The following is a 21,948-nucleotide window of genomic DNA, read 5'->3' as shown; positions in this document are numbered from 1 at the left end:
CGCCCGGTGACCGGCGGCGCGTGGCGGGCCTGCCGGCGGGAAGGCGGCAGGTGCGTGAGGATGTCGAGGTTGCCGATGCCGATGCCGTATGCCGAGACGGGAGAACGACGTGCCTTTGGTGGGCGAGTACCAGCCGAGCCCCGAGCAGTGGGTCCGTGACCAGGTCGAGCTGTACGAGGGTTCCGGGGGAACCGACGGGACCACGCTGCGCGGCAGGCCCGTGATCGTCCTGACGACGCTGGGCGCCAGGTCCGGCAGGATCCGCAAGACGCCGCTGATGCGCGTGGAGCACGACGGCCGCTACGCGGTGGTCGCGTCCAAGGGCGGCGCCCCCAGGCACCCGGTCTGGTACCACAACCTGGTCGCCGACCCCCGGGTGGAACTGCAGGACGGTCCCGTGCGCCAGGACATGACGGCCCGTGAGGTCACGGGGGAGGAGCGGACGCGGTGGTGGGACCGCGCGGTGGAGGCGTGGCCCGACTACGCCGAGTACCAGAAGAACACCGACCGTGAGATCCCGGTCTTCGTGCTGGAGCCGGCGGCCGCGCCCCACTGACCGGCCCACCGTGACGGCCGCCGCCCCGCGCAGGGGCGGCGGCCGTCCGTCGTTCCACGCGACCCGTCCCGCTCGCCAGGCCGCGGCCGTGCGCAGCCCGCCGCCCCCCTTGGGTGACGCCGCCGAGGCGGCCTTTCGTAAGCTCTCCCGGTGCCGGTACGCCGGTGACCTGGGCGCAGCACCGCCGGGCGAGCCCGCCGGCGTCGCGCCCGGCGCGTGCCCGGAGCTCCGGAGCTTCCGCGACGTGATGTGGACCACATCCGCGGGAATTCTCGCCCCGGCGTGTAAGAAACGGGCCGCCGCGCTCACTCCATGGTGAGAGTGCGAGATGAGGGGACGGCGCGTGACACATGCCCAACGCTTCCGGGACGTCTACGAGGAGTGCTACCCGCGGGTCCTTGCCTACGCCACCGGCCTGGTCGGTCGGCAGGTAGGGGAGGACATCGCCAGCGAGACGTTCACCGTCGCCTGGCGGCGGGTGCGGGACGTCCCGGACCCGGCCCTGCCGTGGCTGCTGGGTGTGGCCCGCAACCTGGTGCGCGAACTGCGCCGCAGGGACGCGCACCAGTACCTCCTCGCCGCCGAGGAGGCACGGCGCATCAGCAGCGGCGCCGGCGCCGCCGCCGGTGACGTCGCGGCCGAGGTCGCGGGCCGGCACGACGCGCTGCAGGCCCTCGCGGGTCTGCCGGAGGCCGACCGGGAGCTGCTCACGCTGATCGCGTGGCACGGGCTGAGCGCCAAGGAGGCCGCACAGGTCCTGGACTGCAGCACCGCGACGCTCACCGTCCGGCTGTACCGGGCCCGCCGCCGGCTCGAGAAGGCCCTGGGGGCGACCCCCGCCACGGAACACCCGCCCGCACCTTCCGCGACGGAGCGCCCGCCCCCCGGGACGGAGCCCGCGCCCGCACCTCCCGCAGACGCCCCGTACCCCACCCACCGCGAAGGAGCACCCGCGTGAAGAAGACCCCCGAGCCGTCCGGGCGGCCAGACGTCCTGAAGGTGCTCGCCGACGCACGACCCGAGGAACTGGACCCGTCCCGGCTGGTGGACCCCGTGCGGCAGCGCCAGGACCTGGCACGCATCACCGCCGGGGCGACGGACGGCCCCGCGGCCCGCTTCCTCGCCCCGCGCCGCAGAAGCGTGTTCCGCCCGGTGGGAGCCGTGGCGATCGCGGCCGCGGCGGCGTCCGTCGTGGTCGTGAGCACCCTGGACGGGCAGCAGCCCGCCGGCCGGCCGGCCGCACAGCCGCCGTCCGCCGCCGTGACGAGCGCACCGGACGACGGCTCCGACCTCCGCGTCGACGGCCACATCCAGCTGCTCAGCGCGGCCCGGCAGGCGGAGGTATCGGCCGCCGAGGGAACGTACTGGCAGACCACCACCCGCTCGCAGAACGTGGACGTCGGCGGCGAGGAGGGGCACCTGTTCGCCGTGCGCAGCTCCTCCACCGAGGAGTGGTCGGTGGGCGTGCGCCCGGGCACCGGGAGCCTGATGGTCTCCGGTCTGGACGCCGTGACCGCGCCCCTGACGGCGCAGGACGAGGCGCGCTGGCGCGCCGCGGGCTCCCCGGGCACGGTGTCGGCCGAGATCGGCAAGGCGACCGGAACCGGCAGGATCGCCTACACGATGGGCACGCGGCGGCCGATGGTCATGCGGACCAACGTCGACGACAAGATCTACGCCGTCGGCCCCCGCAACGTCACCTACAAGGACCTGCGCGCACTGCCCGCCACCAGCGGGGAACTGCGCCGTTCCCTGGAGCGGCTGTACGCGCAGGACAACGGCGCCGACACCGGCGGCTCCGGCCGCACCTCCTGGATGCTGCGCCAGGCGGGCAACCTCGCCACCATGCCCGTGAAGCCCGGTGTCCGGGCTGCCGCGTACCGGGTGATGGCGGAACTGCCCGGGGTCAAGGTCACCGGGGGAGTCGCCGACCCCCTCGGCCGTGAAGGCGTGGCCGTCGACTTCCCCGTCACCTACCGCGGACCGCTGGGGACCACGCGGCAGCGGCTGATCGTCGACCCGGCCACCGGCGCCATGCTCAGCGACGAACTCGTGCTGGTCACGCCGTCCGCCCGGGCCGCGGAGGCCGGACTCGCCGCCGGCACGACGGTGAACTACAACGCGACCACCCGGATGAGCTGGGGGGAGCAGCAGATCACCGTGCCGAAGAACGCCCGCAAGTGACCCCGGGGCCGCGCGACGCGGCCCGGACGGCACACGCACGACGGTGACTCGCCCCCGCGAGCCCCGCCCCACGGCCCCGGGGATCCGCCGCTGACGCGACGTCGCGGATCTCCGGGCGACGGCCGGCGTGCCCGGCCGCTGCCCGGCGCCGCCCTCTGCGGCCACCGGCCTCGACGACCCTGCCCAGGGGCTTGTACGACCCTGCCCGCGGGCCGCACCGCCCCGGCCCCGATCGTCCCCGGCGGCCGGGCAACCCGATCCGGCGTCCGCCCGGTTGAACGGGTGTGAGACCACCCCCGCGGCCCCGGGCCGCCCCCACGGCACGGGCCGCCACGCGACACGTGCCGCACCGCCCACGGTCACCACCCGGTCCTACGGATCCGTGAGCCCCGCCACGGGTCTGCCCCCGAACTCCCTTCCTCCCGAGAAAGCCCGCGCCCATGCGCCTCCACAGGCCCTACATATCCGCGGCCGCCGCCGTGGTCGTCTCCTCACTGGGGATCGCCGCCTACCAGCACCTGCCCGAGAAGAACCCCGCCGCGGCCCCCGAGACGGCGGCGGTCGTTCAGGACGCCGCGTCGCCGGCGTCCGGGCAGCCTGCCGACGCGCCCGCCGCGCCGCGGACGTCGGCCCCGCCGAAACCGCAGTACCCCGAGTTGCTGCCGGGGCTCGGCCCCAAGACCCTCGCGCGGATCCCGGCCGCCACCCGGCAGGTCGTCCTGGTCACCGGGGCCGGCAAGAAGTCCCCGAAGTCGAAGGTCGTGTTCTACGAGCGCGTCGACGGCGGCTGGCGTCCCGGAGCAGTGTGGGACGCCCACAACGGCTACAAGGGCTGGACCGACGAGCACTACGCGGGCGATCTGCACAGCCCCATCGGGGTGTTCGGTCTCACCGACGCGGGAGGACTCCTGGCCGACCCCGGCACCAGGCTGACCTACCACCGCTCCAACGGGTTCTCCACCGACGCCAGAGGCTTCCTGGGTGAGTCGCTCGCCGGTTCCTTCGACTACGTCATCGCCATCAACTACAACCGGCAGCCCGGTACGTCACCGATGAACGGCGCCCAGCCCATGGGCCCGAACCGCGGCAGCGGCATATGGATCCACGTCGACCACGGCGGCCCCACCCACGCCTGCGTCAGCATCGCCAAGGCGCACATGAAGCAGTTGCTGCGGACCCTGGACCCCGCCGCCCACCCCGTCGTCGTCATGGGCGACGCGGCCTCCCTCGCCCGATGACATTTCCGCGGCCAACAGGAGCAAGCGTGCCGTCCCTTCCCCGCCTCACCGTGATCGCCCTCGCCGTCGTCGGGGCCTCGGTGCTCACGGCCTGCGCGGGCCAGGAGCCCGCCACCACTCCCGACGCGCACGGCACGGCGTCCGCCAAGGCCGCCTCGTCCGAACCCCGGGCCGTGGCGGCCGCCTTCCGGCTCGGCACGGGCGCCGACGACGGCGACCGGCACGCCTCCGTCCGCGGCGCGGGCGACGTCGAGGTCTCCGGCGGCACGATCTCGTCCGTCACCCTCACCACCGCTGCCGGCCGGCCGGTGCGCGGGACCGTGGCCGGCGACCACCACCGCTGGTCTCCGGACGCCGCCCTGGCCTACGGCACCTCGTACCGTCTCGTCGTCCACGCCTCGGACGAGGCGGGCGGCAAGCAGACCCGCACCCTGTCCTTCACCACCCTCGCGAAGGACGACCGCCTCGTCGGCACCTTCACCCCCGAGGACGGCTCGACCGTCGGCGTCGGCATGCCCGTCTCGCTGACCTTCAACAAGCCGGTCACCGACAAGGAGGCCGTGGAACGCGGCATACGCGTCACCAGCGACAGCGGCCAGGAGGTCGTCGGCCACTGGTTCGGCGACCAGCGCCTGGACCTGCGCCCCGAGACGTACTGGAAGGCGCACAGCCACGTCACGCTGAGCCTGCGCCTGGACGGCGTGAAGGGCGCCGCGAACGCCTACGGCACCCAGGACAAGACCGTCCGCTTCACCGTCGGCCGCCGCCAGGTCTCCACCGTCGACGCCGGCACGCACAGGATGCGGGTCGAACGCGACGGCGCCACCGTCCGCACGATCCCGATCACCTCCGGCGCACCGGGAAGCACCACGTACAACGGGCAGATGGTGATCTCGCAGAAGCTCATCACCACCCGCATGGACGGCGCCACGGTCGGCTACGCGGGGGAGTACGACATCCCCGACGTCCCGCACGCCATGCGGCTGTCCACCTCCGGCACCTTCATCCACGGCAACTACTGGGCACCGGACTCCGTCTTCGGGCACTCCAACGTGAGCCACGGCTGCGTGGGCCTCAACGACGTCCGCGGCGGCGGCGACCCCGGGCAGAACGCGGCGTGGTTCTACACCAACTCCCTCATCGGCGACGTGGTCGTCGTCAAGCACTCCCACGACCACACGATCGCCCCCGACAACGGGCTCAACGGCTGGAACATGTCGTGGGACCAGTGGAAGGCGGGATCGGCGCTGTCGTAGGCGTGCGCCGTGCGCCGTGCGCCGTGCGCAGTGCGCCGTGCGGCGGGGGCGGCCCGGCGGGCCGCCCCCGCCGATCGTCCGGTGCGTGCGGCACGCGTTATATTGAATGGTCGTTTCAGTATTCGGAGGTGGGCCATGGCCAGGGGGCGACCCCGCCAGTTCGAGGTCGACGACGTGCTGCAAGCGGCGCTGAACGTCTTCTGGGCCAAGGGCTACGAGGGCACGACCATGGCCGACCTCACCGAGGCGACCGGTCTGAAGCCCGGCAGCGTCTACGCCGCGTTCGGCTCGAAGGCGGGACTGTTCAAGCAGGTCGTCGACCGGTACGTCGACACCGTCTTCTCCTACGGCCCGAGCGGCCTCAAGGCCGACACCGCCCGGGAGGTCGTCCGCAGCTGGCTCACCGGAGCCGCGCGGAGCGCCACCGGTGAGAACACCCCGGCCGGCTGCCTGCTGGTGCAGGGGGCGCTCGCCACGGGCGACGATTCCCGCGAGGTGGCGGAGGACCTCTGCTCGCGCCGCAAGGCCGCGCAGATCATGCTCGCCGAGCGGCTCGACGTGGCCCAGGCCGGCGGGGAGATCCCGGCGGACGTCGACACGCGCGTCGCCGCCAGGTACGTGGTCACGCTCGCGGAGGGCATCACGGTCGAGGCGGCGTCCGGAGCCGACCGCGAAACGCTGATGGGCCTCGTCGACCTCGCCATGCGCCGCCTGCCCTGGGAGGCGTGAGCCGCAGGGCCACGCGCACGTCCACCGCACCCCTCGATCCGGCTCCGGGTCGGGGGGTGCGGTGCGTGCGCGCCCGAACGGCCCTCCGCCGGAGGTTTGACAGGCCCGTCCACGGTGGCTATATATTGAGCAAGCACTCAATAAAGGGTTCCGGGCCGCCTGCGCAACCCGTCGCGACAGCGGCCGGAAAGCGCACGTGCCCGGCGCGTCGGCGCTCACTCGTCGGCGCCCGCTTCCCACCGGCGACGCAGCCGGCCCCATCCACCCCCTGCAGCTGGCCGTCGCGCGGCCAGGGACTGGAACACCCATGACCGAAAGAGCACTCACCGGCAAGGTCGCACTCATCACGGGCGGATCCCGCGGGATCGGCGCCGCCACCGCCGTCCGGCTCGCCCGCGAGGGCGCGGACGTCGCCATCAGCTACCAGTCGTCCGCCGCGAAGGCCCAGGAGGTGGTGGAGGCTATCCAGGCGCACGGCGTGCGCGGCGCCGCCTTCGCCGCGGATCAGGCCGACCCCCAACAGGCCGCCCGCCTCGTCGACTCGGTGGTCGGCGCCTTGGGGCGTCTCGACATCCTCGTCAACAACGCCGGTGTGTTCGTGACCGGCCAGGTCGACGCCCCGGACGCGGACGTGCCCGCGTTCGACCGCCAGTTCGCCGTCAACGTCCAGGGCGTCGCCGCCACCACGCGCGCCGCGGTACGGGTGATGGGCGGAGGCGGCCGGATCGTCTCGATGAGTTCCACGGCCTCCGGCAGCTCGCCGTTCCCCGGACTCGGCGACTACGGTGCGACGAAGGCCGCCGTGGACGCGTACACCCGCGGCTGGTCCAGGGACCTCGGCCCGCGCGGCATCACCGTCAACGCCGTCCAGATCAGCTCCGTCGGCACCGACATGAACCCCGACACCGGCGCGTTCGCCGACGTCCAGCGCTCCATGAACGCCCTGGGCCGGTTCGGACGGCCCGAGGAGGTCGCGGGAGCGATCTCCTTCCTCGTCGGGCCGGACGCCACCTTCGTCACGGGCGCGACGCTGCTCGTCGACGGTGGCTTCGCGGCGTGAACACGGCGCCGGACGACGGCTTACGGCCGGGCGTACACACCCACCCGGCGGGAGCCGGCCATGGCGCAGCGAACCACGGAGCCGGTTCTCGCCGGCCCGGCCCCCCACACACGACACACCGGCCCGCGCTGTTCCGGGCGCCGGGCCGGGACCGACCGGCAGAACGGGAACTCCCATGCGCATCGGTTTCATCGGCGCGGGCGCCATCGCCCAGGCCGCCGCCATCGCCTTCCTCCGCGGCGGCCACGAGGTCGTCTTCAGCAACACCAGGGGCCCGGCGTCCCTTGCACCGCTCGTCGCGCACTTCGGCCCCCGGTCCTCGGCCGGCACCGTGGCCGAGGCCGCCCGGCACGACGTGGTGGTGCTCTCCGTGCCCTGGCGTTCCGTCCCGGATGCGGTCGCGGGGCTCGGGCCGTGGGACGACCGGATCGTCATCGACACGAACAACCCCTTGCAGGCCCCGGATTTCGTCCCGGCGAACCTGAACGGCAGGACGTCCAGCGAGGTCGTCCAGGACCTCCTCCCGGGCGCCAGGGTGGTGAAGACGCTCAACAGCTGGTCACCCGCGCTCCTTGCCGCCGACCCGCACCGCGAGGGCGGCAGGCGCGTCCAGTTCGTCTCCGGCGACGCACCGGAGGCCCGGGCGGTCGTGAGCCGGCTCCTGGAGTCCGCCGGTTTCGCGGTGATCGACCTCGGTGGCCTCTCCACCGGCGGCGCGCTCCAGCAGTTCCCGGGCGGACCGCTCCCCGCGCTCGACCTCGTACGGTTCTAGGGCGGCCCTGGCGCCGCCCGGCAACCGCGTACCCCGCAACGGACGGGGCTGTCCACCTCGGACCTTCGCCGGAACCGGCTCGGGGCGTCGGAGGAAGTTTCGCGTACGGTGCTGTCGAATCAGCGCCGCCCGTCCGACGTAGAGGCGTACCGAGCGGACACACACCCAAGGAGACCCCTCGTGGCCCAGTACGCGATCCTCATCTTCGACGACCCCGCGGCCGGCGACTACACCCCCGAGCAGCAGGCGGCGAGCAAGCGGCACGCCGACGACCTCGTCGACTCCGGTGCCATGATCACGGCGTACGCCCTGCAGTCCGCCGACACCGCCACCTCGCTGCGCGGCGACGTCGTCACCGACGGCCCCTTCATCGACTCCAAGGAAGTCGTCGCCGGCTTCCTTGTGATCGAGGCTCCCGACCTCGACGCCGCACTGGAACTGGCGCGCCGCAACCCCGCGGTCCGGTGGGGTCGCGGCGGTGTCGAGGTGCGGCCCGTCGCCGGCGGCATCGCGCCCGTCGCCCGATGACACCTGCGACGACCGCAGGACGAACGGTCGCCGACGCGCACCGGAGCGAGTGGGCCTTCGTGCTCGCCGCGACGGTGCGCGTCGCCCGCGACCTGGACCTGGCCGAGGAATGCGTGCAGGAGGCGTACGCCGCGGCGCTGTCGGTCTGGGAACGCGACGGGATCCCGGACAATCCCGCGGCCTGGCTCACCACGGCGGCCAAGCGCCGGGCGATGGACGTGATCCGCCGCGAGCGGACGTTCCGCTCGAAGCTGCCCCTGCTGGTCGAACCCGAAGAGGCCGTCGACGAACTCGCCCTGGACGAGCTCGGCCGACCCGATGGGAGCGGCACCCGGGACCTGGAGGACGCCGTACCCGACGAACGGCTGCGCCTCATCTTCACCTGCTGCCATCCCGCCCTCGCGCCAGAGGCGCAACTCGCGCTCACGCTCCGGTTGGTGTGCGGGCTGCCGACACCGGACGTCGCCCGGGCACTGCTGGTGTCGGAACGGACGATGGCCGCGCGGATCACCCGGGCGAAGAAGAAGATCTCCGTCGCCCGCATTCCCTACCGGGTGCCGCGGCCGGCGGAGTTGCCCGACCGGCTCACGGCCGTGCTCGGCGTACTCCACCTGCTGTTCACCAGCGGACACACGGCCCCCTCGGGCCCGACGCTCATGCGCACCGACCTGGCCGATCACGCGCTGCACCTGGCCCGCACCCTGCGGAACCTCATGCCCGACGAGCCCGAGGTCCGCGGGCTGCTGGCACTGCTCCTGGTCACCGACGCCCGACGCGCCACCCGGACCGGCGCCGACGGCCGGCTGTTGCGCCTCGCCGAGCAGGACCGCTCGCTGTGGGACCGTACCGCGCTGGCCGAGGCATACGAGCTGATCGTGAGCGGGCTGCGCGGTGGCCGCGCGGGACGCTACCTCCTGCAGGCGGCGATCGCCTCGCTGTACGCCGAAGCCCCGGCGTACGAGGAGACGGACTGGCCGCAGATCGTGGCGCTCTACGACAGGCTGCTGTCGCTCTGGCCCTCACCGGTCGTCGCACTGAACCGGACCGTGCCGGTGTCGATGGCCCACGGACCGGCGGTGGCGCTGGCCCAGGTCGAGGCGCTGGAGCAGGAGGGCCGGCTCGCCCGGTACCAGTACCTGCCCGCCGTGAAGGCGGACCTGCTGCGGCGCCTCGGCCGTTCGGGCGAAGCGGCGGCCGCGTACCGGCGGGCCCTGGAGTTGACCGGCAACGAGGCCGAGCGCATGTTCCTCACCGCGCGCCTCACCGAACTGGAGAGCGGTCCCGCGTGAGTTGACGGGGACCGGTCGCGGCTCCGGGCCCGGCCAGGAACCGCACCGATGCGGGTGACGTCCCTCGCACCGTGACTTCTGACGAGCAGCAAGGGCACGAGAGCCACCCCGGGCGCACCGCCGTGACCGTCGACCCGCCGAAGGTCAACGACTACACCAGCTTCGCCGAGGCGTACTCCGGCGAGAACGAGACCAACCTCATCAACGCCCACTACGAGCGCCCCGCGATGCTGGCCCTCGCCGGGGACGTCACCGGGCGGCGCATCCTCGACGCCGGATGCGGCGCCGGGCCCCTGTCCGCGGCGCTGCGCGACCGGGGCGCCGTCGTGAGCGGCTTCGACGTGAGCGAGGGGATGCTGGAGCTGGCGCGGCGCCGCCTCGGTGAGGGGGCGGACCTCCGGCTGGCCGACCTCGGGAGCCCGCTCCCCTACGCCGACGACACGTTCGACGACGTCGTCGCGTCCCTGGTGTTGCACTACCTGGAGGACTGGGGGCCCGCCCTGGCCGAGTTGCGGCGCGTGCTCAAGCCCGGCGGCCGGCTGATCGCGTCCGTCGACCATCCCTTCGTCATCGCCACCATGCACCGGGAGGCCGGCCGGGGGGACGAGCATCACTACCTCGACACCACCAACTGGACCGACGAGTGGACCTTCGGGGACCGGACCGCCCTGATGAGCCTCTGGCACCGGCCGCTCCACGCGATGACCGACGCCTTCACCGCGGCGGGCTTCCGCATCGCGGCCGTCAGCGAGCCGGACCCCGACCCCGCCGCCCGCGAACTCTTCCCCGAAGCCCTCGCGGCCAAGCCGCGGTTCCTGTGCTTCCTGTTCTTCGTCCTGCAAGCGGAGTAGTGGTCGCGCGGGCGGCGGTGACGGAAACCGGGATGACACCGTGATCCGGTGTGCCTAGCGTCGGGCCATGACCCTTGACCTCGCGCGTCTCACCCGCCGTCCGATCGCCCCGGCGGACGCCGCCGCCCTGGCCGCACTCCTCAACGCGATCGAGGCAGTCGACACCTTCGGTGAGTACTACTCCGAGGAGGACGCCGCCGACCAGATCAACGCCCCGCTGCTGGACCTCGGCCGTGGCACGGTCGGTGTCTTCGACGGCGACGCCATGGTCGGTTACTCCTCTGCCGCGCACAGGCCGCGCGCGAAAGGGGTGCACCGGGTAATGGTCAGCGGAGGCGTGCACCCGGACTGCCGGCGCCGCGGGCTCGGCGCGGAGCTGCTGTCCGCGGGGATCGCGAGCGCGAAGGCGCTGCACGCGATCCACCACCCCGGCCTGCCACTTGCCGTCGACGTCCAGAACAACGCGCGCAACGACGGCGCGCGCGCCTGCTACCGGGCCGCCGGCATGACGCCCGTGCGCTGGTACGCGCACCTACGGCATCCGCTCGGCGCCGCCGTCGTCGACGTTCCGACGCCGGAAGGCCTCGTCTTCGAGGGCCATTCCGCCGACAACGACGCCGAGTTCCTCGCCATCAGGAACGAGGCCTTCCTCGACCGCTGGGCCGGGTCCCCGGCGTCGGAGGAGCAGTGGCGCGCATCGCTCGGCTGGCCGGCCTTCCGCCCCGGCCTCAGCTTCCTGCTGCGCGACGCGGACAGCGGCACCGCTGCCGGCATGCTGCTGACCTTCTCGTGGGACGCGGACACCGAGGCGACCGGCGTCCGCGACGCCCACGTCATGACCCTTGCGACCCGCCGTGCGTACCGCAAGCGGGGCGTCGCCGGTGCACTCATCAGCCACGCGCTGCGCTCCGCACAGGCGGACGGCTTCGACCGGGCGAGCATCGAAGTGGACTCCGACAGCCCGACCGGCGGGCACAGTCTGTACGAACGGGCCGGATTCACCGCCGCCCGCACCGAGGTCCGCTACGGCCTCAACGCGTAGCCGGCGTTCGCCGGGGCTCAGTCAGAGTTGGACCACACCAGCACCGCGGGGCCGTCCGGCGTGATCACTGGTACCCAGGCCTCGTCCGCCTCACGGATGCGGCTCTCGTCCAGGCGCAGGGCGTGGGGCTGCTCCGTGGTGCCGTCGGACGCCCAGTAGCGGACGGCACGGACGGCGAAGCGGAGGCGGTCCCGTTCGTCGTCCGGCCACGTGTGGTTCCAGGTGCCGGCACCACGGAAGTCCCCCTCGAACAGCTCGCGGAGCGCGGCGAGCCCGTCCGGGCCGGCCAGCGGAACCAGGAAGCCCTCGACCTGACCCTGCCGGCAGGCCGTTCCGCCGTACTGCTGCTGGTAGACGGCCCCCGTCCTCGCCTCGACCACCGCGTACAGCCATCCTCCGGCGCCGGTGCCGTCGGGATCGAGGAAGACGAAGCGGGGAGGGACCATGGCGCCACTCTTCCGGGCACCTGGCCCCGAGTTCAACGGCACAGGACCTGAACCGACTTCCCCGTGGCGGTTCGTGGACTTCGCGGCGGGCAACGGAGTGCCCGAAAACCGTTCGGCGTCCCCGTGCCGGGCGGGACGACCGCCCCTCGGTCCGCCAGGATTCGTTGACCTGTCAGGAAACTGCCACCAGCCCTTCCCCTGGGCCCTTTCTGATGGCTGCGGCCAGTACTCGTGCGTCATGCACGCAAGACGACAGGACATCAGATGACGAGACCGATCGGTCGGGTCCGCGCGGCAGCCGTGTCCGCGGCGGCGGTGATGACGACGACGATGATGATGCTCGGCGCGGGGGCCGGCCAGGCCGACGCCGTCGGGCGGGTGCGGGTGGCGGACGGCGTGACGGTCGCGCCCGGCATCACCTACCAGTCCTTCTCGGTGACCGCGTCGCACGGCACGGTCACCGGACATGTGGTGACCTCCGACCTGCGCGACCGGCACGTCTCGGTGGGCCTGCTCTCACCGGGGAAGGTCGCGGCCCGCGCCAAGCTCTCGCAGCTCGTCGCGGCGCAGGGTGCGGTGGCCGGAATCAACGCCGACTTCTTCAACATCGACGAGACGCAGCACCCCGGCGTCCAGGCGACCGGTTCCGCGGTCGGGCCGGCGGTCTCGGACGGCGTGGCACTGAAGGCGGCCGTGCCGAACGGCCAGCGCTTCGGCCCCGGTCTGCCGCCCGGCACGTCGACCCGCGACGTCATCGGCGTGGGCTACGACCACAAGGCGCGGCTGGACGAGCTCACCCTCGACGGCACGGTCCGGGCCCGCAAGGGCAAGCGGTTCGACCTCGAGGGGCTGAACCAGTACGCCGTCGCGGAGGGCGGCATCGGGGCCTTCGACTCCCGGTGGGGCGAGGTGTCACGGCAGCGTGCCGTCTGCGGCACCGACACCCTGCGCGCCGGCGCGTGCACCACGGACGCCTACGAGGTGAGCGTGCGGGACGGCCGAGTGGTCTCGGGCTCCGACACCATCGGCGCCGGCGCCATCGAACCCGGCACGGTGGTCCTGGTCGGCCGTGAGGCCGGGGCCGCGGAGCTGCGTACGCTCCAGGTGGGCGAACGCGTCCGCGTCTCGGAGAAGTTGAGGAGCGCGAGCGGCAAGCGCCTGGAGTTCGCCGTCGGCGGCTACCCCGTCCTGCGTGACGGCGCGCCCCTGCCGGGCCTGGACGACAAGGCCGTGGCGACCAGGACCGGGGCCGCGATCGGCGACGGCGGCCGGCTGCTGCACCTGCTCGTGCTGGACGGAAGCGCCGAGGCGGGTGCCGGCCTGACGGTCGCCGAACTGGCGGGCGTATTCCAGGCCGTGGGCGCCGAGGACGGGGTCAACCTGGACGGCGGCGGCTCCTCCACCCTCGTGACCCGCGACGCCGTGTCCGGTGCGCCGGTCGTCCGGAACCACCCCACCGGCGGCGCCGAGCGCCCGGTCCCCGAAGGCATCGGGCTCTTCTCCCGCGCCTGACCCGGCCGCACCCGGGCGGCGGCCCCGCCGCCCGGGTGCGCGGGCCCGCGCCGGCCCCGGAAAAGCATCGCCAATTCATGCCGCGCCGAATACGGGGAATTCGCCTCTGAGTATTGGAATATGCGGCACGGGCGCCAAGCGGATTCGGCTGAAACCCGCCGGGATATGAGGCAACTTTTCGAGGTGTGACCTGCGCCACACGGGCGCGGAAGTGCCGGGACGGGTAAAGAAACGGTGCGTGGACTGCCTTTTCCCGTCAGGGGTTTGATTCACGCGCGTGGTGATGATTAAGGTCATTCACCGAACCTCCGCCCGGTCGATCATCCATTCCGGATGGCTGCGGAGTTCCCGCCGATCCGAAATGCCCTGCGTGTCATGGGAACGCAGTTCCCGGCGCGCGCGGCAGGCGGCTGGAGGAAGAAGGAGCTCGCGCCAGTGGCGTCCCACCGTCGTCCCAAGCAGGCCGGCCGCACACGTGTCACCGTGCTCACCGCGACCGCCGCCGCAGCCGTCGCCCTGTCCGCGCAGGCGGCCCAGGCCGCTCCCGCGAAGCCGTCCGTCAAGAGCGTCAAGGCGAAGGTGGACGGCCTCTACGAGCAGGCCGAGCAGGCGACCGAGAAGTTCAACGGCGCCAAGGAGAAGCAGGAGAGGCTGCAGAAGCAGGTCGAGGACGCCCAGGACGAGGTGGCCCGCCGCCAGGCCGAGCTCAACGACCTCCGGGACGACCTGGGTACCCTGGCCAGCGCGCAGTACCGCAGCGGCGGCATCGACCCGTCGCTCCAGCTCTTCCTCTCCTCCGACCCGGACACCTACCTCGACAAGGCGTCCGCCCTCGACCAGCTGAGCACCAGGCAGGCCGAGGCGCTCCGTCAGATCGCGGAGAAGAAGCGCACCCTGGACCAGCAGAAGGCGGAGGCGGCGAGCAAGCTCGGCGAGCTCGACGAGACCCGCACCGAACTGGGCAGCAAGAAGAAGGAAGTCCAGGCGAAGCTGGCCGAGGCGCGGCAGCTCCTCAACTCGCTGACCGCCGCCCAGCGCGCCTCCCTGGCCGCCGCCGACGGCCGCGCCGACCGCACCAACGAGCGCGTGGACCTCGGCAACGACACGCCCGCCTCCTCGCTGGCCGCCGCCGCCCTCGCCGCGGCGAAGACCAAGCTCGGCTCGCCGTACGTCTTCGGTGCGTCCGGTCCGGGCTCCTTCGACTGCTCCGGCCTCACCTCCTGGGCCTATGCCCAGGCCGGTACCTACATACCGCGGCCCTCCCAGGGGCAGGCCAACGCCGGCACGCGGCTGTCGATGAGCCAGCTGATGCCCGGCGACCTCGTGCTCTTCTACGGCGACCTGCACCACGTCGGCCTCTACGCGGGCAACGGCATGGTCCTGCACGCGCCGCGCACCGGCACGTTCGTGCGGTACGAGTCCATCAACAACATGCCGTTCCAGTTCGGCGTCCGCATCTGACCTGCGGACCGGGCCGCAACAGGCCCGTCCCAGCCGGGCACTGACGTCCCGTCAAATAATGGGCCCCGCCGAGCGGGGCGCGCCGGGTGGTCGTTCCCGCTCGGTGCCGGCCGCCACGCCACGACATCCCCCGCACACACGCCCGCCGGTCCGCGGCACCGACGGCTCCCGACGCCACCCGACGCACCCGCGAAGGCCGAGGTGGGGGCCGTCCCCGCGGGCCGGCGCCGTCGGGTTACCCTGTCCCTCGTACCGGACACGGGGTGCCCCACCGGGGCTGAGATCACACCCGTCGAACCTGAACCAGTTCGTACTGGCGGAGGGATGTCTCCATGCCATTGGCGCATGTTTCCGGCGGTCTGCCCGCAGACGGCCGGCCCACCGTGTTCGACGGCCGCATGCCGGCCGCCGCGGGCGATCTCCGGATCGAGGCACACGGCATACAGCCGGTGCCCGAGAGCAACCGCTACGGAGGGCCGGGGCGCCTGTTCACCGTGTGGTTCGCCCCCAACCTGACCATGACCGGCGTGTTCACCGGCACCATCGGCATCGCCCTGGGCCTGGACTTCGCCACCGCGCTCGCGGCCGTGGTGCTCGGCACCGTGATCGGCGCCGTGCCCACCGCCTACCTGGGCACCTGGGGGAGCCGGACCGGCGCCGGGCAGCTCCCGCTGGCCCGGCTCGCCTTCGGCCGGGCCGTCGCGGTGCCCGGCGTCCTGCAGTGGCTGTCCTCGGTCGCCTGGGACGCGCTGATCGGGCTCTTCGGCGGTGACGCGCTGGCCCGGCTGTGCGGTCTGCCCTTCTGGCTCGGGGTCCTGGTGATGATGGTCGCGCAGGGCGCCCTCGGAGTCCTGGGCTACGAGGCCATCCACCGGCTGCAGATCGTCATGACCTTCGTGCTCGCCGCGGCCTTCGCGCTGATCGCCTGGAAGCTGCTCGACGGCGTCGACCCCGTCGCCACCGGCTCGGCCCACGGGGCCGACCGGGGCGGCGCGTTCGTCCTGACCAGCACCATCGCGTTGAGCCTGACCCTGTCCTGGGCCCCGTACGCCAGCGACTTCAGCCGCTACCTGCCGCGGAACACCTCCCGCTCGCGCATGTTCTGGTTCACCCTGGCGGGCCTGGTGGTGTCCTTCGTGGCCGTCCAGGCGCTCGGACTGTGGGGCGCGTCCGTCCTGACCGACCAGACCGCCGCAGGCGTGGCCGAACTGCTGGGCGGTGGGCCGCTCGGGGCGTTCGGACTGCTCGCCGTCGCCCTGGCCGCGCTGTGCAGCAACGCCATGAACGACTACAGCGGATCCCTGGCCCTGCAGACGGTCGGTGTGCGCGTGCCGCGCCCGGCGGCGGCCGCCTTCGCCGCCGTGCTGGGTTTCCCCCTGGTGCTGTGGATGCACGCCGCCGACACCACCGCCCGCTTCCAGAACGTGCTGCTGTTCGTCGGCTACTGGATCCCCGGCTTCGTGGCCATCGTCGTCGTCGACTGGTTCGCCCGGGCCCGGGCACGCGGGGGCGCCGAGATCGACCTCGCCGCCGAGACCGGCCGGCCGCAGCCCGGCTGGCCCGCCGGGGTCGCTTTCGTGGCCGCCTTCGCCGCCGCCGTGCCGTTCATGGACACCACCCTGTACGTCGGCCCGGTGGCGGAGGCCCTGCACGGCGCCGACCTCTCGTACTACGTGGCGTTCCTCGTGGCCCTCGCGGTGTACACCCCGCTGCGTCTGCGCCACCGCCCGCGGCCCTGAGCCGCCGCGCCCGTGCCCCGGTCCGTCCGTGCCCCGGCCGTACGGCACCGGCCGCGGGCGACCGCACACACCGTCCGTCACCCGAGGAGCGAACCGCATGTCCCCGACCTCCGCCGATCACGCCGCCCTCGCCGCGCAGGCGCTCTCGCGCGTGCGGGACCACTCCCCACTCGTGCAGTGCCTGACCAACTCGGTGGTGACGGGGTTCACCGCCAACGTCCTGCTGGCGCTGGGCGCGGCACCGGCCATGGTCGACATCCCGGGGGAGGCCGGACCGTTCGCCGGGGTCGCCTCGGGGGTCCTGGTCAACCTCGGCACCCCGCACGCCGAGCAGCGCTCCGCCATGGTCGAGGCCGCCCGGGCCGCCACCGCGGCCGGCACTCCCTGGGTGCTCGACCCGGTGGCGGTCGGCGCGCTCCCGGTGCGCACCGCGCTGGCGCGCGAGCTCCTGGAACTGCGGCCGACGGTCGTACGGGGCAACGCCTCCGAGATCATCGCGCTGGTGGGGGCGGGCGGCGGCGGCCGCGGGGTGGACTCCTCCCACGGTGTCGAGGCGGCCGGGGAAGCGGCACGGGCACTGGCCGGCGCGACCGGCGCCGTGGTGGCCGTCTCCGGACCCGTGGACCTCGTCACCGACGGGACACGGGTGGCGCGTGTCGCCAACGGTGACGCGCTGCTCACCCGGGTGACGGGCGGGGGCTGCGCGCTGGGCGCCGTGATGGCCGCCTACGCGGCGGTGGACGACGACCGGTTCGCCTCGACGGTGGCGGCCGTCGCCGGGTACGCGGTCGCTGCCGAACTCGCCGCGAAGAAGGCCGCGGGGCCCGGCAGTTTCGCCGTGGAGTTCCTGGACGCGCTCGCCGCGTTGCGGGAGTCCGACGTCGCCGGGCGGGCGGCGGTGGCGTGACGGTGGCACCGGTCGATCTGTCGGTCTACCTGGTCACGGACGCGGCCCAGTGCCGGGCCCGGGGCCGCGGTGTGGCCGAGACCGTCGCCCGGGCGGTGGCGGGCGGCGTCACCGCGGTGCAGATCCGCGAGAAGCACGCCGACGGCGGTGACTTCCTGCGCACGGTCACGGAGGTGGCGGCGGTCCTCCCGCGGCGCGTGGCGCTGATCGTCAACGACCGCGTGGACGTGTTCCTGGCCGCCCGCGCCCGGGGCGTCCACGTGACGGGCGTCCACGTGGGACAGTCGGACCTGCCCCCGGCCGACGTACGCGAACTGATCGGCCCGGACGCCGTTCTGGGCCTGAGCGCCGCGACCCCCGCCGAACTGCTCGCCGCCGCACGGGACCCGGCGGGCGTCCACCACGTCGTCATCGGCGCGCTGCACGCCACCCGGACCAAGGCGGACGCGCCGCCCTCCCTCGGCCACGACGGCTTCGCCCGCCTCGCCCGGCTCAGCGCGCTGCCGGCCGTGGCCATCGGCGGCGTGGAGCCCGCCGACCTGCCGCGCCTGCGCGAGGCCGGGGCGGCGGGGGCAGCCGTCGTGTCCGGCATCTGCGCGGCCGACGACCCCGGTGCCGCGGCCCGTGAGTACGCCGCCGCCTGGCACCGCACGCAGCCCCGGAGCCGTGCGACCGACCCCGCCTGACGACCCGGCAGGAAGCGCGGGGGCCCGGAGGCCGTCCAGCGCAGCGTCCCGGTGTGCGGACACGTGTGCCGAGCCGGTTCACATCCGCATGATCGCACCGGGCCCGGAAGGACCCGGAGGAACGTGGTGCCCGCGGCCACGGGCATGTCCGTGTGACGGCGACTCCCGCTCCGCCAGGGCCTGTTGGGCACCGATTCACCTCACTGCCGCCTGCCGGACACATCGGGACATCGGTGCGGGACGCGGTCAAGGAACCGGATATATTCGCGCAACCGTTCGCCTGACCCTCCGACGAGGAGCGCTGTTCCGTGGACTCGCCGCACCCGACGATCCCGCCGTCCCCCGCCCCGCCCCGCTCTCCGCGCCGGCGCGGCCGCCGCTCAACCGGCTCGCCGTCGCGGCGCTGGTGTCCGGGCTGCTGCTGGGTCTGCCGCTGCTCGGCGTCGTCCTGGGTGCGCTGGCGCTGAGCCGGATCGAGAAGCGGGGCGAGCGCGGCAGGGGCATGGCCACGACGGGGCTGGTGCTGTCGTCGCTGAGCACGCTGGTCATCGCCGTCACCCTGGCTCTGGGCACATACCGGATCCCCGAGGGCCTGGGCGAGGAGGCCGCCGAGGCGGCGCACTACGACGACGACTACTTCTCCCTCCGCAAGGGCGACTGCATCGAGACCGCCGACGACCGGCCGGCCTACGAGTTCCTGGAGTTCTCCCTCGTGCCGTGTGCGGGCGAGCACACGGCCGAGGTGTACGGGGTCTTCGAGATCGCCGACGGCTACGCCTTCCCCGGCGACGACGCGATCGGCGAGCAGGCCGACAGCCGGTGCTGGGACCTGAGCAACGCCTACGCGATGGACTCCTGGGCGCTGCCGACGGAGCTCTCTATGACCTACTACACGCCCGACCGGGACACCTGGGCGGACGGCGACCGCCAGGTGACGTGCCTCTTCTACAGGGACCCCGCAGGTCCCCTCGAGGGATCGGTCCGCAGGGACGAGACCGTGCTCGACGAGCACCAGGTGGCCTACCTGAAGGCCGCCAACGTCATCAACGACGTCAGGTTCAGCCTCGAACCGGAAGCCGAGTACGTCAAGGACGACTTCGCGGGCTACCGGGACTGGGCGCACGAGGTCGCACTCGCCCTCGACGAGCAGGCGCGCATCCTGCGCGGCCACGAATGGCCCGCCGGTGCGGAGCGGCACATCGCGGCCCTCCAGAGGGAGATCGAGGCCGCCCGCCCGCACTGGGCGAAGGCCGCCGACGCGGGGGACGTGGGAACGTTCTACGACCACTACGAGGCGGCCCTGCACCGGCCCGGCCACGAGCAGGCGATCAAGGTGCGTGAGGCGCTGAACCTGAACACCTCGGACGACATGCCGGAGTCGGTCGTCTGAGCCCGTGGGCCGGGGTGTGTCGCGCCGGCCGTGCGACCGGCCTCGGCGCCGGTGGTCAGCGGCCGGGGACGGGCCGGGTCACCAGTCGATCCGCGCCGCGAGGAAGGGCTCGGCCTCCGGGGCGTCCTTGCGGGCGCGCAGGACCTGCTCGGCGGGGGCGCCGACCGGCACGCGCAGCGGGGGCGCGGGCCGTTCGATCGTGTCGGCCACCGCCGCGGCCACCTCCTCGGGGGTGATGACCTCGCCCCGGAGGGCGGGCAGGGCCTCGTAGAGCGGGGTGTACGGGTCGTCCTCCTTCAGGAACACCTTCGCCCGCGCACCGCCACCGGTGGAGACGGCGCCGGGCTGCACGACACTCACCTTGACCCCGAAGTGGCCCGCCTCAATGGCGAGGGTCTCGGCCAGCGCCTCCAGCGCCCACTTGCTCGCACCGTACGCACCGATCATCGGCAGCACCAGGCGCCCCTGGATGCTGGAGACGAAGACGAGCCGGCCCGCGCCCCTCTCGCGCATCGCGGGCAGCACGGCCTGCGCCACCCGCAACGCACCCACCGTGTTGAGCCGGAAGAGCCGCTCGACCTCCGGGAGCGGGATGCTCTCCAGGGGCGCGCGCACGGTCTCCCCCGCGTTGCTGACGAGTACGTCGACGTCTCCGGCGTCGCGCACGGCCTGGTCGACGCTCTCCTGATCGGTGACGTCCAGGCGCAGGCGCCGGTCGACGGGGAGGTCCGCCAGCGCCTCCGGGCGTCGGGCGGTGGCGATCACGCGGTGCCCGCGGGCCGCCAATTCCACGGCGACGGCCCGGCCGATGCCCTTGGACGCTCCGGTGATGAGTACGGACGACATGCTGGGACTCCTCTTTCGTGTGGTGATGTCTGCCGGGCCCCACCGGGCGGCCCGTGTACGGCGGGCACGGGTCAGGAACGGGCGACGCGCACGAGGAGCTTGCCGGTGTTCGTGCCGTCGAAGAGGGTGTGCAGTGCCGCGGGTGCCGCCGTCAGTCCTTCGACCACGTGCTCGCGGCTGCGCAACTCGCCTCGGCGCACCCGGGGCAGCAGGTCGGCTTCGATCTCGTCGAAACGGTCCTGGTGGTCCATGTAGATGAAGCCCTGCATCCGGGCCCTGGCGGGCAGCATTTGGAACCAGTTGCGCAGGGGATCCGGGCCGCGTCCTTTCTGGTGGCGGGAGATCGCCCCGCACAGGACGACCCGGGCGTCGGCCGCCAGGTGCGGGAGGAGGGCGTCGAGCGTCGCCCCGCCGACGTTGTCGAACACGACGTCGACCCCGTCAGGGCACAGGCGCGCGCACGCCGACGACACGTCCTCCGCCCGGTAGTCGACGCACTCCGCGGCACCGATCTCCCGTACCCACGCGCACTTCTCCGGTGTGCCGGCGACACCGATCACCCGTGCGCCGGCGGCGACCGCGAGCTGGACGGCGACCGATCCGACGGCGCCGGCCGCCGCGGTGACGACGACGGTCTCGCCCCGCCGGGGCCGCCCGATGTCGCGCAGCCCCAGCCAGGCGGTCTGTCCCGCGATGCCCAGGGTGTTCAGCGAGGCCTGCAGGGGCACCCCGTCCGGGACGCGCCGCAGGACGGCGCCCTCCGCGACGGCGTCCTCCTGCAGCCCGAGCAGCCCGCAGACCCGATCCCCGACGGCGAAGTCCGGGTGCCTGGACGCGCCCACCGTGCCCGCACCCAGCGCGCGCATGACCTCACCCACGGGGGAGGGCGGCAGGGAGCCCGGGGTGTCGTTCATCCAGCTCCTGGTGGCGGGGTCCAGCGAGACCCACTCGACCCCCACCCGTACCTGTCCGGCCCCGAGCCCCGGCACGGGCACGTCCTCCTCGTAGCGCAGGACGCCCTCCCGCAGCGGGCCGACCGGTGAGGCGGGCCGCTCGGCGAGAACGTACCGGCGCGTTCGTGTCGCGCTGCCGGGCGCCGTCGTGTCCCGCTCGCCCCGGGTCACGCGGACGCCGTGTCGCCGACGTGGTTGCCCCTCATGAGCCAGGTCGGGCCCTGGGCGTAACCGCCGGCCGCGGCGAAGAACTCCGCGAAGTACGGTCCGCCGGCGTGGACGTTGAAGGCCTCGACGTCCGCGTAGACCTCGTTGAGGTAGAAGACGTCGGGGTCCTCCTCGTCGGCGATGACCTCGAACCGGTGGGAGCCGGGTTCGTTGGCGAGGGAGTCCCGTGCCGCCTTGCGGGCCGCCCGCACGAAGTCGTCGCGGTGCTCGGGTCGGACGGTGAAGGAGACGAGGAACTGGTACATGCGGAAACGCTCCCAAGAACAATGCGGGCA

The 21,948-nt window shown here is 73.4% G+C and carries 22 protein-coding genes and 1 riboswitch; of the genes, 18 read left to right on the top strand and 4 right to left on the bottom strand.

Features of this window, described 5'->3' with window-relative positions; genetic code table 11:
- The first annotated feature begins 109 nt into the window (after positions 1-109).
- From ACFZAU_RS15585 to ACFZAU_RS15530, 12 genes are all read left to right on the top strand, one after another.
- Positions 110-556 carry a nitroreductase family deazaflavin-dependent oxidoreductase gene (locus ACFZAU_RS15585; RefSeq protein WP_499606798.1) on the top strand — a complete coding sequence of 149 codons (447 nt, stop codon included), beginning with the start codon at positions 110-112 and terminating at the stop codon, positions 554-556.
- A gap of 343 nt (positions 557-899) precedes the next feature.
- Positions 900-1,514: an RNA polymerase sigma factor gene (locus ACFZAU_RS15580; protein WP_499606799.1), complete on the top strand. Its 615-nt coding sequence runs from the start codon at positions 900-902 to the stop codon at positions 1,512-1,514.
- Positions 1,511-2,740: a CU044_5270 family protein gene (locus ACFZAU_RS15575; RefSeq protein ID WP_500552585.1), complete on the top strand. Its 1,230-nt coding sequence runs from the start codon at positions 1,511-1,513 to the stop codon at positions 2,738-2,740. Before ACFZAU_RS15580 ends, ACFZAU_RS15575 begins: the two co-directional genes overlap by 4 nt.
- 440 nt (positions 2,741-3,180) lie before the next feature.
- Complete coding sequence (locus ACFZAU_RS15570) at positions 3,181-3,978, top strand: L,D-transpeptidase family protein (protein ID WP_500552584.1); 798 nt, start codon at positions 3,181-3,183, stop codon at positions 3,976-3,978.
- Positions 3,979-4,004: 26 nt separating this feature from the next.
- Positions 4,005-5,234, top strand: coding sequence for a L,D-transpeptidase (locus tag ACFZAU_RS15565; protein ID WP_500552583.1), 1,230 nt, complete (start codon positions 4,005-4,007; stop codon positions 5,232-5,234).
- Between the two features lie 135 nt (positions 5,235-5,369).
- Positions 5,370-5,963, top strand: coding sequence for a TetR/AcrR family transcriptional regulator (locus ACFZAU_RS15560; RefSeq protein WP_500552582.1), 594 nt, complete (start codon positions 5,370-5,372; stop codon positions 5,961-5,963).
- Between the two features lie 307 nt (positions 5,964-6,270).
- Positions 6,271-7,023: an SDR family NAD(P)-dependent oxidoreductase gene (locus tag ACFZAU_RS15555; RefSeq protein WP_500552581.1), complete on the top strand. Its 753-nt coding sequence runs from the start codon at positions 6,271-6,273 to the stop codon at positions 7,021-7,023.
- A gap of 175 nt (positions 7,024-7,198) precedes the next feature.
- Entirely contained in the window at positions 7,199-7,795 is a 597-nt protein-coding gene (locus ACFZAU_RS15550) for an NADPH-dependent F420 reductase (protein WP_500552580.1), read from the top strand.
- 180 nt (positions 7,796-7,975) lie between these two features.
- Positions 7,976-8,323 (top strand): YciI family protein, encoded by a 348-nt coding sequence (locus ACFZAU_RS15545; RefSeq protein ID WP_499606806.1) that lies wholly within the window; start codon positions 7,976-7,978, stop codon positions 8,321-8,323.
- Positions 8,320-9,612: an RNA polymerase sigma factor gene (locus ACFZAU_RS15540; RefSeq protein ID WP_500552579.1), complete on the top strand. Its 1,293-nt coding sequence runs from the start codon at positions 8,320-8,322 to the stop codon at positions 9,610-9,612. The genes ACFZAU_RS15545 and ACFZAU_RS15540 overlap by 4 nt, the downstream gene beginning before the upstream one ends.
- A 71-nt stretch (positions 9,613-9,683) precedes the next feature.
- A complete protein-coding gene (locus tag ACFZAU_RS15535; protein WP_500552578.1) occupies positions 9,684-10,463 on the top strand; it encodes a class I SAM-dependent methyltransferase in 780 nt (259 codons plus the stop codon).
- 67 nt (positions 10,464-10,530) lie between these two features.
- On the top strand, positions 10,531-11,505 hold the full coding sequence (locus ACFZAU_RS15530) for a GNAT family N-acetyltransferase (RefSeq protein WP_500552577.1): 975 nt from the start codon (positions 10,531-10,533) through the stop codon (positions 11,503-11,505).
- Between the two features lie 17 nt (positions 11,506-11,522).
- Here the strand turns inward: ACFZAU_RS15530 and ACFZAU_RS15525 are convergent, their stop codons facing one another.
- Positions 11,523-11,951, bottom strand: coding sequence for a DUF6210 family protein (locus tag ACFZAU_RS15525; protein ID WP_500552576.1), 429 nt, complete (start codon positions 11,949-11,951; stop codon positions 11,523-11,525).
- A gap of 264 nt (positions 11,952-12,215) precedes the next feature.
- Here ACFZAU_RS15525 and ACFZAU_RS15520 point away from each other — a divergent pair, with 264 nt between their 5' ends.
- From ACFZAU_RS15520 to ACFZAU_RS15495, 6 genes are all read left to right on the top strand, one after another.
- Positions 12,216-13,463 (top strand): phosphodiester glycosidase family protein, encoded by a 1,248-nt coding sequence (locus ACFZAU_RS15520; protein ID WP_500552575.1) that lies wholly within the window; start codon positions 12,216-12,218, stop codon positions 13,461-13,463.
- 435 nt (positions 13,464-13,898) lie between these two features.
- A complete protein-coding gene (locus tag ACFZAU_RS15515) occupies positions 13,899-14,924 on the top strand; it encodes a C40 family peptidase (protein WP_500552574.1) in 1,026 nt (341 codons plus the stop codon).
- A gap of 249 nt (positions 14,925-15,173) precedes the next feature.
- A riboswitch (TPP riboswitch) is annotated at positions 15,174-15,266 on the top strand.
- Entirely contained in the window at positions 15,257-16,663 is a 1,407-nt protein-coding gene (locus ACFZAU_RS15510) for a purine-cytosine permease family protein (RefSeq protein WP_500552573.1), read from the top strand. (Overlaps the previous riboswitch by 10 nt.)
- Positions 16,664-16,760: 97 nt before the next feature.
- Entirely contained in the window at positions 16,761-17,570 is an 810-nt protein-coding gene (gene thiM, locus ACFZAU_RS15505; protein ID WP_500552572.1) for a hydroxyethylthiazole kinase, read from the top strand.
- Between the two features lie 2 nt (positions 17,571-17,572).
- On the top strand, positions 17,573-18,256 hold the full coding sequence (gene thiE / locus ACFZAU_RS15500; RefSeq protein WP_500552571.1) for a thiamine phosphate synthase: 684 nt from the start codon (positions 17,573-17,575) through the stop codon (positions 18,254-18,256).
- A 262-nt stretch (positions 18,257-18,518) separates the two neighbouring features.
- Complete coding sequence (locus ACFZAU_RS15495) at positions 18,519-19,646, top strand: DUF4190 domain-containing protein (RefSeq protein ID WP_500552641.1); 1,128 nt, start codon at positions 18,519-18,521, stop codon at positions 19,644-19,646.
- 78 nt (positions 19,647-19,724) lie between these two features.
- Here the strand turns inward: ACFZAU_RS15495 and ACFZAU_RS15490 are convergent, their stop codons facing one another.
- The 3 genes from ACFZAU_RS15490 to ACFZAU_RS15480 form a co-directional block, all read right to left on the bottom strand.
- A complete protein-coding gene (locus ACFZAU_RS15490; RefSeq protein WP_500552570.1) occupies positions 19,725-20,492 on the bottom strand; it encodes an SDR family oxidoreductase in 768 nt (255 codons plus the stop codon).
- A 71-nt stretch (positions 20,493-20,563) separates the two neighbouring features.
- The gene (locus tag ACFZAU_RS15485) at positions 20,564-21,616 is read right to left on the bottom strand and encodes an NADP-dependent oxidoreductase (protein ID WP_500552569.1); all 1,053 of its coding nucleotides are present in this window, start codon (positions 21,614-21,616) and stop codon (positions 20,564-20,566) included.
- Positions 21,613-21,918 carry a putative quinol monooxygenase gene (locus ACFZAU_RS15480; RefSeq protein ID WP_500464585.1) on the bottom strand — a complete coding sequence of 102 codons (306 nt, stop codon included), beginning with the start codon at positions 21,916-21,918 and terminating at the stop codon, positions 21,613-21,615. Before ACFZAU_RS15480 ends, ACFZAU_RS15485 begins: the two co-directional genes overlap by 4 nt.
- Positions 21,919-21,948: the final 30 nt, after the last annotated feature.

The sequence above is a fragment of the Streptomyces sp. NPDC008238 genome (genome assembly GCF_042956445.1).
Classification (GTDB): domain Bacteria; phylum Actinomycetota; class Actinomycetes; order Streptomycetales; family Streptomycetaceae; genus Actinacidiphila.
This window is presented reverse-complemented; position numbering and strand designations above follow the sequence as displayed.

Coding starts and splice junctions, on each gene's coding strand:
- ACFZAU_RS15570 (WP_500552584.1), top strand. CDS start 3,181: ATGCGCCTCCACAGGCCCTACATATCCGCGGCCGCCGCCGTGGTCGTC.
- ACFZAU_RS15560 (WP_500552582.1), top strand. CDS start 5,370: ATGGCCAGGGGGCGACCCCGCCAGTTCGAGGTCGACGACGTGCTGCAA.
- ACFZAU_RS15555 (WP_500552581.1), top strand. CDS start 6,271: ATGACCGAAAGAGCACTCACCGGCAAGGTCGCACTCATCACGGGCGGA.
- ACFZAU_RS15550 (WP_500552580.1), top strand. CDS start 7,199: ATGCGCATCGGTTTCATCGGCGCGGGCGCCATCGCCCAGGCCGCCGCC.
- ACFZAU_RS15540 (WP_500552579.1), top strand. CDS start 8,320: ATGACACCTGCGACGACCGCAGGACGAACGGTCGCCGACGCGCACCGG.
- ACFZAU_RS15530 (WP_500552577.1), top strand. CDS start 10,531: ATGACCCTTGACCTCGCGCGTCTCACCCGCCGTCCGATCGCCCCGGCG.
- ACFZAU_RS15525 (WP_500552576.1), bottom strand. CDS start 11,951: ATGGTCCCTCCCCGCTTCGTCTTCCTCGATCCCGACGGCACCGGCGCC.
- ACFZAU_RS15520 (WP_500552575.1), top strand. CDS start 12,216: ATGACGAGACCGATCGGTCGGGTCCGCGCGGCAGCCGTGTCCGCGGCG.
- ACFZAU_RS15510 (WP_500552573.1), top strand. CDS start 15,257: ATGCCATTGGCGCATGTTTCCGGCGGTCTGCCCGCAGACGGCCGGCCC.
- thiM (WP_500552572.1), top strand. CDS start 16,761: ATGTCCCCGACCTCCGCCGATCACGCCGCCCTCGCCGCGCAGGCGCTC.
- ACFZAU_RS15490 (WP_500552570.1), bottom strand. CDS start 20,492: ATGTCGTCCGTACTCATCACCGGAGCGTCCAAGGGCATCGGCCGGGCC.
- ACFZAU_RS15480 (WP_500464585.1), bottom strand. CDS start 21,918: ATGTACCAGTTCCTCGTCTCCTTCACCGTCCGACCCGAGCACCGCGAC.